General features: G+C 36.5%; 12 protein-coding genes. 5 read left to right on the forward strand and 7 right to left on the reverse strand.

Annotation, left to right across the window (positions count from 1 at the left end):
• Positions 1-48: 48 nt before the first annotated feature.
• From AC0INN_RS15045 to AC0INN_RS15070, 6 genes are all read right to left on the reverse strand, one after another.
• On the reverse strand, positions 49-663 hold the full coding sequence (locus AC0INN_RS15045) for a response regulator transcription factor (protein ID WP_172279897.1): 615 nt from the start codon (positions 661-663) through the stop codon (positions 49-51).
• A 5-nt stretch (positions 664-668) separates the two neighbouring features.
• A complete protein-coding gene (locus tag AC0INN_RS15050) occupies positions 669-911 on the reverse strand; it encodes a hypothetical protein (RefSeq protein ID WP_273648988.1) in 243 nt (80 codons plus the stop codon).
• Between the two features lie 469 nt (positions 912-1,380).
• Entirely contained in the window at positions 1,381-2,964 is a 1,584-nt protein-coding gene (locus AC0INN_RS15055) for a flotillin family protein (protein ID WP_273648989.1), read from the reverse strand.
• A 20-nt stretch (positions 2,965-2,984) separates the two neighbouring features.
• On the reverse strand, positions 2,985-3,554 hold the full coding sequence (locus tag AC0INN_RS15060) for a serine protease (protein ID WP_273648991.1): 570 nt from the start codon (positions 3,552-3,554) through the stop codon (positions 2,985-2,987).
• Positions 3,555-3,668: 114 nt separating this feature from the next.
• Positions 3,669-3,917 (reverse strand): NifU family protein, encoded by a 249-nt coding sequence (locus AC0INN_RS15065; protein ID WP_172279905.1) that lies wholly within the window; start codon positions 3,915-3,917, stop codon positions 3,669-3,671.
• 45 nt (positions 3,918-3,962) lie between these two features.
• A complete protein-coding gene (locus AC0INN_RS15070) occupies positions 3,963-5,072 on the reverse strand; it encodes an Mrp/NBP35 family ATP-binding protein (protein WP_172279907.1) in 1,110 nt (369 codons plus the stop codon).
• 157 nt (positions 5,073-5,229) lie between these two features.
• Here AC0INN_RS15070 and AC0INN_RS15075 point away from each other — a divergent pair, with 157 nt between their 5' ends.
• A complete protein-coding gene (locus tag AC0INN_RS15075) occupies positions 5,230-5,691 on the forward strand; it encodes a hypothetical protein (protein ID WP_273648993.1) in 462 nt (153 codons plus the stop codon).
• A gap of 67 nt (positions 5,692-5,758) precedes the next feature.
• Positions 5,759-8,560 (forward strand): GH92 family glycosyl hydrolase, encoded by a 2,802-nt coding sequence (locus AC0INN_RS15080; protein WP_306613909.1) that lies wholly within the window; start codon positions 5,759-5,761, stop codon positions 8,558-8,560.
• Positions 8,561-8,674: 114 nt separating this feature from the next.
• On the opposite strand, the gene AC0INN_RS15085 is transcribed toward AC0INN_RS15080, so the two are convergent.
• A complete protein-coding gene (locus AC0INN_RS15085; RefSeq protein ID WP_273648996.1) occupies positions 8,675-9,925 on the reverse strand; it encodes a dicarboxylate/amino acid:cation symporter in 1,251 nt (416 codons plus the stop codon).
• A 200-nt stretch (positions 9,926-10,125) separates the two neighbouring features.
• Between AC0INN_RS15085 and AC0INN_RS15090 the strand changes: the two genes are divergently transcribed.
• The 3 genes from AC0INN_RS15090 to AC0INN_RS15100 all read left to right on the forward strand — a co-directional run bounded on the left by AC0INN_RS15090 (position 10,126) and on the right by AC0INN_RS15100 (position 13,881).
• Entirely contained in the window at positions 10,126-10,608 is a 483-nt protein-coding gene (locus tag AC0INN_RS15090; RefSeq protein WP_172279915.1) for a BON domain-containing protein, read from the forward strand.
• Positions 10,609-10,614: 6 nt separating this feature from the next.
• Positions 10,615-11,034 carry an SH3 domain-containing protein gene (locus AC0INN_RS15095; RefSeq protein ID WP_172279917.1) on the forward strand — a complete coding sequence of 140 codons (420 nt, stop codon included), beginning with the start codon at positions 10,615-10,617 and terminating at the stop codon, positions 11,032-11,034.
• A 75-nt stretch (positions 11,035-11,109) separates the two neighbouring features.
• A complete protein-coding gene (locus AC0INN_RS15100; RefSeq protein WP_273648999.1) occupies positions 11,110-13,881 on the forward strand; it encodes an outer membrane beta-barrel protein in 2,772 nt (923 codons plus the stop codon).
• The last annotated feature ends 48 nt before the right edge of the window (positions 13,882-13,929 follow it).

A 13,929-nucleotide genomic window follows, 5' to 3' on the forward strand; every position in this document is an offset into this window, starting at 1 on the left:
ATACATTAGATTGATAAAAAAGCTCAGGATTTTCCTGAGCTTTTTATATTAATGCATATCATCATAGATCCGAACAAGATCTACGACATTCTTAATTTTTAGCTTATCAAAAATTTTCTTTTTATAGGTACTGATCGTAGACATTTTAAGGTCGAGAATGTTGGCAATTTCTATATTCCCGTTTCCTTCAGCCAGAAGTTTAAATATCTGGAATTCCCTTTTAGAAAGCTTTTCTACAGTACGCCCATCTTTAGAGTGGGACAACAATTTATTAACCATCTTTGACGGGTAATAATACCCTTCTTCAAAGATCGCTGTAATGCCTCTCAATATTTCAGATTCTGAAGCACCCTTATTAAGAAACCCTTCCGCCCCTTCTTCAATATATTGAATGCCTACACTTTCATCATAAGTAGAAAAGATCATGATTTTAAGATCTTCCTGTTTTCCTTTTAATTCCTTTACCATTGTTTTCGAAGTGCTGTCAGGCATATCAATATCCAGAATCACCAGATCATATTGTTCTTTAGAAACTTTGTCCTTGGTCTCAATATAATTTTCAGCAAAATCTATTGTACAGGGATATTGAAGTTTCGATTCCAACAGCAGCGCAGTACCCGTTCTCACAATATAATGGTCATCCGCAATGAGTATTTTTTTCATAGTTCTTAGTTTTTGATCATAACTTCCAAAGGAAACCATGGATATGATTTTTTTGGAGTGCATTTCCTCGTCCGATTTTTAGCAAGATGCAATACAACATGTAGGCCGATACGATCTTTTTGAAAATAAATTTCTCCGTAATAAAGATCTTTCGCTGCATTTATACAGCGATTTATTATTTCTTTAGAAAATCCATACCCAAAATTGGCAATTTTGACGATTCCCCATGTGTTTTTAGACTTTTTCATAGTAAACCTTATTGTGATCATTTTTTATTTGTATTGTCAATTAGTGTAGAATCATATATTTGGAAATAATATGGGTTTTATAAGGTATACAAAACCTGATTTATCTTCTGAAATGCTTTGCCATCTTTTTTGTAAAACGATACTATTCGCTCCGAAACAAATTGAAGAGTTTTGTATATAAAACAGGGAAAGAAAAAACATAACAGAAGCAGCCCAAACCTCATATAGTGTTGTAAATAAATTTTTTACAAAAGTAACATTAATAAAACTCACAAAAACATAGAATTATTTCTATATGAATTTAATATTAATTCTAGTTTAATATACCCTATTGGACAAGTATAATCAATAAAAAAAGACAGGCTATAAAAACCTGTCTTTAAACATATTACATTATTTTAAATGAATAACTTATTAAAAATAATAATTCACTGGAAATTTTTAAATATATACAAATATGAATTCCTTTTTACGGCTTAGGAAAATCATCTTTTGAGCCATCATTTTCAAGAGTCATGTCATCAAAATTCTTTTTCTCTTTCTTCTCAATGATCTTAACAATTTCTTTTTGAACCTCCTCCGGCTTTCCTTTTAAATAGTCCGGTAAATTAAGTCCTGCCATATTGAACAAATCATTTAATGGCGGAACTGTTTTCATCATCCCTGAAACAAAATTAGCCGTAGAATTGTTTCCATCTTTCCCATTTCCACTATCCCATACAGTAACCTTATCAATCTTGATATTTTTAACTGCTTCCACCTGGGTTTTTACCAACTCAGGAAGTTTTTCCAATAGCAATAGCTGGAATGCACTGTTAGCATCACCCCCAGCAGCTTTAACCACCTGATCATATCCTTCAGCCTGCTTGGTAAGGATCTCATAAAGACCCTTCGCTTCAGCTTCCATCTTAGCAAATATGGCGTCTGCTTCTCCTTTTGCCTGCAATCTTATTTTTTCAGCTTCAGCCTCTGCATCGATAATCATTTTCTGTTTTGAAATCTCTGCGGGAACTACAATATTAGCCTGTTGTGTAGACCGTTCTCTTTCCGCTCTCGCAGCCTCTGCTTTCTGTTCAGCCACATAAGCCTCTTCCAGTGATTTCGCTGCTTGTACCTTTTCAGCAGCAGTAGCAATTCTTAATGCCTCCGCTTCTCTTTCCCTTCTTTCAGCATCGGAATTTGCGATGGTAATCTTTGCTTCATTTTCTCCTTTTACAGCAATAGAGTTAGCCAAAGATGTAGCAATACGTGCTTCTTTTGCAGCTTCTGCCTTACCGATAGCCTCATCTTTTCCTGCGGCCGCAATACTGATCTCTCTGTCTTTTTGAGTAATCGCTATCTTAACATCCCGGTCCCTCTGTGTCTCTGCAATCTGAGTATCTTTCTCGCGATCAGCAAGAGCTTTTCCTGTTTCACCGATCTTAGTCTGTTCCGCCACACTGATAATCGCTTCATTGATCGCTTTTGCAGCAGCTTCTTTTCCCAGAGCTTCAATATATCCGGATTCATCCCTGATATCCGTAACGTTTACATTGATTAGCTTCAGGCCTATTTTCTTTAATTCCGTATCAACATTTTTAGAAATATTATCCAGAAATTTATCCCTGTCCGAGTTAATTTCCTCAATGGTCATTGTAGCAATAACCAAACGCAATTGCCCGAATAAAATATCTTTTGAAAGCTCCTGAATCTGCTCGGGAGATAATCCTAGTAAACGCTCTGCTGCATTTCCCATTGAATCAGGATCTGTAGAAATGGCAATCGTAAAACGACAAGGAACATCCACACGGATATTCTGGCGCGAAAGCGCATTGGTAAGATTGGCTTCAATAGAAATTGGTTTCAGATCCAGATAAGCAAAATCCTGGATAACCGGCCATACAAAAGCTCCCCCTCCATGTATACACTTTGCAGAGCTTCCGCCTGTTTTACCGTAGATCACTAAAATTTTATCTGAAGGACATCTTTTGTATCGCGAAATAAGGGCTAAAAATGTGACAAATAGTACGACGACTATTACAACTGTTAAAATAAGGGTTCCGGGAATTTCCATATATCGTTTTATAATTTTAATTAAACTTTCGAAACAACAAGGATCTTGTCATAAATGTATATCACTCTTACAGAATGACTCGACGGAATGCTTTCTTCTGCTTCCGTCATCGCCTGAAGCTCGTGGTTTGTTCCTTTTAAGGAGATCTGTATCTTCCCCATTCCACTCATCTTTGGAGGAATCGTGATATACACCTCACCCGTTCTTCCGATAAGATCTTCTATTTTAAAGGTATTGTCTTCTGTTAATTTTAAAATCTGTAGAATAAGAATAAAGAAAAGGAAAAGAAAACCTGTTCCGATAAGAATAGCTACAAGAAACAACAGTGCTTTGCTTCCTATGGAATCATAAAAGGCCACTCCACCCCATCCGAATCCCAAAAGGAAATTAACCAGATTCCTGAAGGAAAACAGTTGGAAAGGACTGTCACCATGCGGTGCATCACCACTGAAATCTGTATGAACAGCCCCGGTGTGATCACCTCCGATAAAAGTAAGGATTGTCTGAATTAAAAATATTAAACTGGCACCCAAAGCTATATACCAAAAGCCTTGATTCAGAGGTTCTAAATTTTCTATAAATCCAAACATATCTATGTGTTTTAACAAATATAACAAAAACCACCATATGATTCGGAAAAGGACCATAATAAAAAAGACAGGCTATAAAAACCTGTCTTCGTTATCTTTACATCTTAATTGATGTTACTCTACGCTTATTACCTTTTCGATCTCCGGAGCGTGCTGCTTTATTGTATTTTCTACACCCAGTTTAAGTGTTGAAAAGTTCAAAGAACATCCGGAACAGTTTCCTAAAAGTTTTACATAAACCGAGTTATCTTTCACATCAATAAGCTCAATATCACCTCCGTCTTTATTCAAAAACGGACGGATACTTTCTAAAGCCTCCATTACTCTTGTTACAGTATCTTCGTGTGCTACGTTTGTTTCCATATTTTTCAGTTCAATTCGGTTTTTTTTCAAAATTTAATTTGAATATTATTTTTTTGCCTTTGGAGAGCATCCTGCCATAGTTGTGATCTTTACAGCTTCAGTAGGTGGAAGATTTTTATTCCTTTCTACAAGACTTTCTACCATATTACGTGCTGTTTCCGTATAAATATCTGCGATTTTGGAATTTTCCTGCAATGCTGCCGGCCTTCCCACATCTCCTGCCTCTCTTATACTCTGGATCAGAGGAATTTCTCCCAGTACCGGAATTCCAAGATCATCAGCTAAATATTGTGCTCCCTGGTTTCCAAAAATATAATATTTATTATCAGGTAATTCTTCAGGTGTAAAGTACGCCATATTTTCGATTAATCCAAGAACCGGAATATTAATACTTTCCATCTGGAACATGGCAATACCTTTTCTTACGTCTGCCAATGCAACATGTTGAGGTGTACTTACAATCACAGCTCCTGTAACAGGCACTTCCTGAATAATTGATAAGTGAATATCTCCTGTACCCGGAGGTAAGTCGATCAATAAAAAGTCCAACTCTCCCCAATTCGCATCTCTAATCATTTGGTTCAGAGCTTTAGAAGCCATTGGACCTCTCCAAACTACTGCCTGATTAGCTCCCGAGAAATATCCGATTGAAAGCATTTTCACACCATAGTTCTCTACAGGCTTCATTAGATTTTTTCCGTTAACCTCTACAGAAATCGGCTTTTGTCCTTCCGTATCAAACATGGTAGGGACAGATGGTCCGTAAATATCTGCATCCAATAGACCCACTTTAAAGCCCATTTTAGCTAAAGTAACTGCCATATTTGCAGCTACGGTAGATTTTCCAACGCCTCCTTTACCGGAAGCAATTGCGATAATATTCTGAATTCCCGGAATCTGCTTTCCTTTGATCTGGCTTTGCTGAATTTCACTTGGCTCAGGAGAAACTATTTTAAGCTTTAAATGGATATCTTCTCCAAACTCACTGGCAAAAGCCTGCTTCATTGCAGCCTCTAATTTTTTCTTTTCATGCATTGCCGGTGAATGCGCCGTCATATCTATATATACATCATTTCCTACAATCTGAAGATTATTAACTAAATCATCTACTTCTATTTCTTTAAGGAAATCTTGAACCTTTTCTTTCGTCAACATAAAATTGCTATAAATTGTTTACAAATTTACGGATTTTTTCTATAATTTAGAATGAATAAAATCTATAACTCAAGGTGATAAATCGCATCACTAAAAATATATCAATCAATTTTTCCGGTTTCCCTTTTCGGGAAATAAACTTTTAAACTCTATAAAAATGAACACCAATCCTACATCTTATCCCTCTAAATTTGCTGCATTCGATGGTATTTTTAACGTGGGAAAAACAAGATTCAAATGGTACAATTTAGCTGAAAATACACATGACATTTCTTCTGAAGATATCAGCCATGCAAAAACATGCATCGAAAATGCAACTGAACATTTTCAGGACATTGAAGATCTTGGTTTTGTAATTCTCCACAGATGCGGCAGCAATTATTTGCTTCTGGTTTGTACCTGGAGAAGTGAAAACGAATTATGGGAAAGTGTATATTATGACGGAACCGGAAAATTCGAAACCTGGGAAAGAAAGAACAATCACATTCCTACCTACTGTGTCTGGGAAATGGGAATTGTATACCATGAATCCAGAGTCTGGAAAAAGTTTCTGGGAACTGACAAACAGGAAAACAACAGACAGCAGTATCTGGATGATTTTTTTGAAGGAGAAGTATAGGGCTGCAATCATTTCATACTCTTAGTTCTTCTATTTTTCAATATATTCACCGTCATAAAATTATGATATGAGAAAAGGTTTCATAGTAGTTTCTTTATTTATTACTCAGGTTATTTATTCCCAGAATTATTCCCGGTATGTTAATCCTTTCATAGGAACCGGAGGTCATGGCCACACCTTTCCGGGAGCGATTGTTCCTTTCGGAATGGTCCAGCTTTCACCCGACACCAGGATAGATGGCAGCTGGGACGGGTGCAGTGGTTATCATTATTCCGATTCGGTCATTTATGGGTTTTCCCATACCCACCTCAATGGTACGGGAGTTTCAGACTATGGTGATATTATGCTAATGCCTACCATGGGAAATCCAAGCCTGGACAACAAAGACTATTCTTCAAAATTTTCCCATAAAAATGAAACTGCTTCTGCCGGATTCTATTCTGTAAAATTGGATAAAAACAATATTGATGTCCGTTTAACAACAACCAAAAGAGTAGGATATCATGAATATACTTTCAACAACAGCGGAAATGTCAATATCATACTTGACCTTAATCACAGGGATAAACTTCTGGAAGGAGAGGTGAAAATTATTGATGATAGAACGATTGAGGTCTTCAGAAGAAGTGAGGCCTGGGCCACAAACCAATATATTTATGCCCGGATTGAATTTTCCAAACCATTAAAATTGACGAAGAAAGAAGCTAATGGAAAGCAGGAAAATAATATGTATACCGGAACAAAGCTGGCTTTAGCATTTTCGGCTCCTGTTAAAAAAGGAGAGAAAATCAGCGTAAAAGTCGCTTTATCTCCAACAGGCTATGAAGGTGCAGGAAAAAACATACTGGCAGAAGGTCAGTCGAATGATTTTGAAAACATAAGAAAACAAGCAGACAATGATTGGAACAAGGAACTTTCCAAGATTGAGGTAAAATCAGACGACACTAATAAGCTGAGTATTTTTTACACCGCTTTATATCATGTTTTTACGCAGCCTAATATTTATATGGATGTTGATGGAAAATACAGGGGTCGTGATAATAAGTTCTATACGGCAAACGGATTCGATTACTATTCTGTTTTTTCTCTATGGGATACTTTCAGGGCTGCACATCCGCTCATGACCTTAATTGACAGGAAACGAACTGCGGATTTTATTAATACCTTCATCAGACAGTACGAGCAAGGTGGAAAATTGCCGGTATGGGAGCTTGCCTCTAACGAAACAGAATGCATGATCGGTTATCATGCAGTTTCTGTAATCGCAGACGCCATGACCAAAGGAATCAAGGGTTTCGATTACGAAAAAGCGTATGAAGCTTCTAAAAATTCTGCAATGCTGGATATTTTCGGACTGAATGCTTACAAGCAAAACAATTATATCAGCGTAGATGATGAACATGAGAGCGTTTCCAAAACGCTGGAATATGCATATGACGATTGGTGTATTGCACAAATGGCTAAAATTTTAAACAAAAAAGAAGACTACCGGTATTTCATGAACCGTTCCCAGAACTGGAAAAACCTCTACAATCCTGAAAACGGCTTTATGCAGGCCAGAAAAAACGGGAACTGGTATCAACCTTTTGATCCAAGAGAGGTAAACAACAATTACACGGAAGGAAACTCATGGCATTATTCTTATTTTGTTCCCCAGGATATTCCAGGCTTAATTGATGCCCATGAAGGAAAAGAAAAATTCGAACAGTTCATCGATGCCATTTTCACCGCCCCTAGCACAACAACGGGCAGGGAACAAGCTGATATCACAGGTCTTATAGGACAGTATGCGCAAGGCAATGAACCAAGCCATCATATTGCTTATCTGTATAATTTTGTGGATAAACCACAAAAAGCAGACGAGAAGATCAGATACATACTCGATCATTTTTATCAAAACACTCCGGATGGATTGATCGGAAATGAAGATTGCGGACAGATGAGTGCATGGTATGTTTTAAGTTCCCTGGGTATTTATTCTGTAACTCCGGGTAAGCCGGAATGGGAAACCGTTACCCCTTATTTTGATGAAATTAAGCTTCACCTTGAAGACGGCACTACCAGAACGATTACAAAAAACACAGGCAAAGAGGAGCTCAGAAAACTGGGATTTGAAAATGTAAAATCCATAAAAGATTTTAAATACAATGAACAAACCGCATCTCCTGTGATTGTAGCTGACAGGCTTTTTGATTTTTCTACTAAAGTACAGATCACTCCCCTCAACCCAAAAGACAAGGTTTATTACATGACCATAGACGAAAATGATAAAAATGTAAGAAAAACTTTCTCCACGTACAAAGGTCCGTTTACCATTAATAAAACCACCCAGGTTTCTGCATATGCTCAAAGAAACGGAGAAAAAAGCTCAGTTACCACTGCTAATTTTAACAGAAGGCCTAATCATTGGGATATTACTGTAAACTCAAAGGTGAATCCTCAATACACAGCAGGAGGCAAACTCGCTCTTATTGATGGCATCAATGGTACTGAAAACTGGAGAAAGGGAGAATGGCAAGGCTATCAGGGGCAAACTTTTGAAGCTATTCTTGATTTTAAATCTCCGCAACAGCTTACCCGACTGTCTTCAACCTATCTTCAGGATAGCAGGGCATGGATTTTAATGCCTAAAAAGGTAGAATACTATGCTTCAATGAACGGAAAAGATTTTATACTATTGAAAACCGTTGATAATACTGTTGACTCTAAAGATGAGAAAGTCCAGATCAAAGATTTTACCGCAGATATTCTGCCTACAGAGACCCAGTATATTAAAATAAAAGCTTATCATTTTGGTAAACTTCCGGAGTGGCACCAGGGAGCCGGCGGTGATTCTTACATCTTTATAGACGAAATTTCCGCTCAATAACCGTATTATACATTAAAAAACCTCTTTCAAATTGAAAGAGGTTTTTTTATTTAGATCATAGGAGAATCTTCAATTCGTCATATTGTAAACTCTAATACTTATATTCAGAATAAGTTACGCTTCTACAGCAGGATTTTCAAGCTGTCCCTCCCATTTGGATACTGCGGACGTAGCTAAAGCATTTCCTAATACATTTGTCATACTTCTTCCCATGTCACAGAAATGGTCAATAGGTAAAATCAAAGCAATTCCCTCCGGTGGAATTCCGAACATGGAACAAGTTGCCACAATAATTACCAGTGAAGCTCTCGGTACACCTGCAATTCCTTTAGAGGTAAGCATTAAAACCAAAAGCATCGTGATCTGCTGTCCCAGGGTCATTTCAATTCCATAGATCTGAGCAATAAATATTGAAGCAAACGTCATATACATCATGCTTCCATCCAAATTGAATGAATATCCCAAAGGTAAGATGAAAGACACTACCCTGCTGTTACAACCAAATTTTTCCAGTTCTTCAACCAACTTTGGAAAAACAGCCTCGGAACTTGTTGTAGAAAAAGCAATAAGCAAAGGAGCTTTAATTCTTTTTAATAACTCAAACAAACGATTCCCTAAAATCAGATATCCGACCAATAGCAACACCAGCCAAAGAACACCTAAAGCAAAGAAGAAATCTCTGAGATAAACTGCATATACTTTAAAAATTTCAAAGCCATTCACCGCTACCACAGCAGCAATAGCACCAAGTACACCCAATGGTGCAAACCACATAATATATCCTACCATTTTCAAAATGGCATGGGCCACAATATCAAATAGTTTGATAACAGGTTTTGCATATTCTTCACCCAGATTAGCCAGTGCAACACCAAACATAATCGAAAATACTACGATCTGCAATACCTCATTGGTTGCAAAAGCCTCAAATAAACTTTTCGGGATAACGTGCTTTACGAAATCTTCCAGAGTAAATCCTTTACTGCTTTTTAAAAGCTCTTCGGCTGAAGCAGCATCCTGAATCGGAAGTTTGGTAACATGCCCGGGTTCAAGCCAGTTTACCAACATCAACCCGATAAAAAGAGACATCAGCGATGCAGAGATAAACCATAACATTGCTTTTGTTCCTACTCTGCCTATCATTTTGATATCGCTCATCTTGGCAATTCCCACTACAAGAGTGGTAAATACCAATGGAGCAATGATCATCTGTACCAGCCTGATGAAAATAGTTCCGAGTAATTTAATATTTTTAGAAAAAGGTTCTGCACTTTCCGGATACTGTACGTGAACAATTCCTCCAATTCCTACACCCAAGATAAGTGCAATAATAATCGCTATAAAAAGCTTATTTTGTCCTTTCATATAAATAATTCAACTTGCGCAAATATAATAGTTTTTAAATTGTGTGCTATTACTTATTAAATTGGACATAGTTAAAATTAAAATACTGGTTTTAAAAACTTTGTAAAAAAATTAAGAAACATTTAGTCAATTTTTAATCATTTGGTATAAATTTTATTGTTACATTTATAGTATCAATACATTAAATTAAATATACAACTATGAAAAAAACTATTGCAATGGCTGCCTTAGCTCTGGCAGTATCGTTCGGTGCTATTTCTTGTAAAAAGAAAGTTTCTGATGCTGATCTTCAGACTCAAGCTACCACGATTGTAACGTCCAACCCAAGTGCTTCCGTTGAAGTAAAAGATGGTGTAGCCCACCTAAGTGGAACATTTCCTGATCAGGCTTCTAAAGATGCAATGATCAAACAACTAAAAGCAGTAAATGGTGTAAAAGACGTTATGGATATGGCGACTATTGCTCCTGCAACTCCTCCGGTTGAAACGCAATCTGCAGTAGATCCGGCAGTTCAGAAAAAAGTTCAGGATGCTGTAAAAGATTTCCCTTCTGTAAAAGTAGAAGTTGTAAACGGTGAATTAACGCTTACTGGAAACGTTTCTAAAGAGCAGGCTAGAAAAATCAAGCAATCTGTGGATGCTTTGAAAGCAGGAAAAGTAAATTATAACTACACTGTAAAATAATTTAAAATGAGCACATTACAAGATAAATATTCAAGTGTAATTTCAGCAGCTCAGTCTGCAGGAATTTCAAACCTTCAGGTTCAGGAACAGGATGGAATTTTATACATCTCAGGAGCAGCTTCCAATACTGCAGCAAAAGATGCTGTATGGAATGCTTTGGGGACTATCGATTCTACTTACTCTGCTTCCGATATTAATGTAGATGTACAGGTTGCAGGTCTTGCATCAGGGGCAGCGCTTACAGTGGCTACTGAAGATTCAAACCTGAACATCAGACAAGAGCCTTCTACGGAAGCTGCTGTTGTAGGAAAAGCATCAAAAGGTTCTTCTGTAACTTTAATTGAACAGACTTCAGACGATTGGTGGAAAGTAAAAACTGCCGACGGACAAGAAGGATATGCTTATTCAAGATATTTGAGAGCTTAATTCATGACAATAAATATTGAATCCCTGAAATTTCTTTCAGGGATTTTTTTTACTTTTGAGTCGAAAAAGTAATAAATGAAGAAAATTTTGCTGGTATTGATTATTTTGATCAATACTGCGATCTTAAACGGTCAAAAACTCGCCATCGATGGAAAAGTGATGGATTTTGAAAAAAAGCCTGTAGAAAACGCAACCGTTTATCTTCTCAAACAAAAAGATTCTTCCATTATCAATTATACCCCCACTAATAAAGAAGGTAAATTTTCTTTAAAAACAGATCCGTCCAATGAACCTACCGTTCTGAAAATTGATGCTGAAAAATTAGTATCCTATTCTAAAAATATAGAGAAAATAAATCAATCGCTCTCATTAGGCTCTATTGAACTGGAAAAAAATTCTGTTTTTAATATTGAAGAGGTGAAGCTTACCGTTTCTCCGGTAAAAATTAAAAAAGACACTATCGAATTTAATGCATCCTCGATCAAAGTACGGCCTGATAGTAAAATCGAGGAACTGCTTAAACAGATTCCCGGAGTTGAAATCAGTAACGAAGGAAAAATTACAGTAAACGGTAAAGATGTGGATCAGATCATGATCAACGGAAAACCTTTTTTCGATAAAGACGGCAAAATTGCATTACAGAATCTTCCGGCAGATATTATAAAAAATATTCAGTTTACGACCACTAAAACCAAAGAGGAAGAGCTCAATGGAAAAACGGCGAAATCAAACAATACAACCATCAACTTCAATATTGACGAAAAGAAAAACAAAGGACTTATTTCCAGGTTAACTCTGGGCTATGGTTCTGATAAACGTTATGAAGGAAGCGGCCTTATAAGCTACTTTAAAAAGGACACGAAAATAAGCCTGCTGGCTTCATCCAATAATATTAATTCCCAGGGCTTTTCTAATGATGAGGTCTTTGACAGCATGGGACGTGGAAGAAATTCCTGGATGATGCAGGGAGGAAGCGTAATGACAGTAGGAGGCAATACGTATTATTACCAAGGAGGAGGCAACACCAAAGGAATCCAGAGGTCTACAACGATAGGATTTAATTATAGTGATAAATTGGGAAAAGATGCAGACCTTGAGACCATGAGCTTCATGCATTCGAATAATAATCTGAAAACACGATCTAAAGTTTCAAGAACAACCTTACTTCCGGATTATACATTAAAAACCAACTCCGAAAGCAGTGGAGAAAACGAAAACAGACAATATAATTTTGATACTGCTGCACGGATTAAATTAGATTCGTTAACCAGTATTTACATTTCACCTTCATTTTCCAGAAGCGAAGGATCTAATTTTAATAATTCAACATCATCCACTTTCAGAGACAATACCCTTCTGAATGAAAGTAATGCGTACACAAGTACGGATTCTGAGAGCAATTCATTCAATCCGAATATCTATTTTTCGAGAAAGTTCAGAAAAAAAGGGCGCGTTGTATACGCCAATATCAACAGCAATATTTCGGAATCTAAAAGTAATAATTTAAACCAGTCCAGGACTGTATTTTATCAGAACAACGGGACTAATGATGACAGAAATCAGCTCGCTAAAAATAAAACACAAAACAGCAATTACCGTTTTAGTACAGGATATACGGAACCTCTTTCAGATTCTGCTACCGTAAGCCTTAATTTAAATTATGAAGCAAAGATCTCCGGAGCCGAGAGAAACGTTAATGACTTTGATGCCAATACCGGGCAGTACTCGAAATACAACTCTGTTCTTTCAAACAGCATGGATCAAAAAATTAATCAGCTTTCCCCGGAGTTGAGTTTTGAGCTCAATAAAAACAAAATCAACATCTGGTCTTCCGTGAATCTTCAGATTTCCGATATGAAAGTGAACTCTGTTTTTAATGATCAACAATATGACCTTCAGAAGAGCTTTGTTCTTCCCAGCTATAATCTTAACCTGCAATATCAATTTTCCCAGAATAAAAGGCTAAGCCTCTACAATTATGCTGACTTTAATATTCCAAGTGCTGAGCAGCTAACTCCTTATGAAGACCTTTCCAATCCTTTAATTACCTACAAGGGAAATCCGGATCTTAAAAATACCTGGACCAACAGAACCTACCTTTACTTCAGTAATTATAATATGGTAAAAGATATCAATTATTATGTGAATATTGGATTTACCTACGGAAATAATGATGTTACCAATTATTCCTATTATGATAATTCGGGAAAACAGTTTGTTACATATGCCAACATAAGTGGTAATAAAAATATCAACCTTGGTGGTGGATTCAGTAAAAGTTTTAAATGGAAGGAAAATAAGCTTGTGATTAATCCAAGAATTAATACGAGTTACGGCTATAACAGAGGTTTTATCAATAGCCAACAATTCAGCAGCGGGACATACAGTATTAATCCCGGATTAAATCTTACTTATGAAGTTAAAGATAAGTTCACCATAAAGCCCTCCTACTCAATCGGATACAACTTTTCTAACTATACCAATTATAGTATTGAAAAAGTTCAAACCACCAATCAGATATTAAAACTCCAATTAACCAATTATCTTTTTAAAAGCAATCTTGTTTTTGGAAATGATTTTGAATACAATACAAATTCTAATATTGCTCCGGGATTCAAACGCGATTTTTATTTCTGGAATACAAGCCTCGGATACTCTTTTTTCAAGAAACAGCTTACTGCAAAAATTAAAGTATATGATGTTTTGAATCAAAATCAGAGCGTAAGAAGAACCATTACCAATTCATATTTTGAGGATCGGGATGACCTTATCCTGAAACGTTATGTTATGTTCTCCTTAAGCATGAAGCTGAATAAATTTGCAGGAAAAAAGATGCGTAATCAGTAACCATAGGATGATAATATAATAAAAATGGCCGAATTGATTCGGCCATTT

This window comes from Chryseobacterium subflavum (assembly GCF_055762745.1).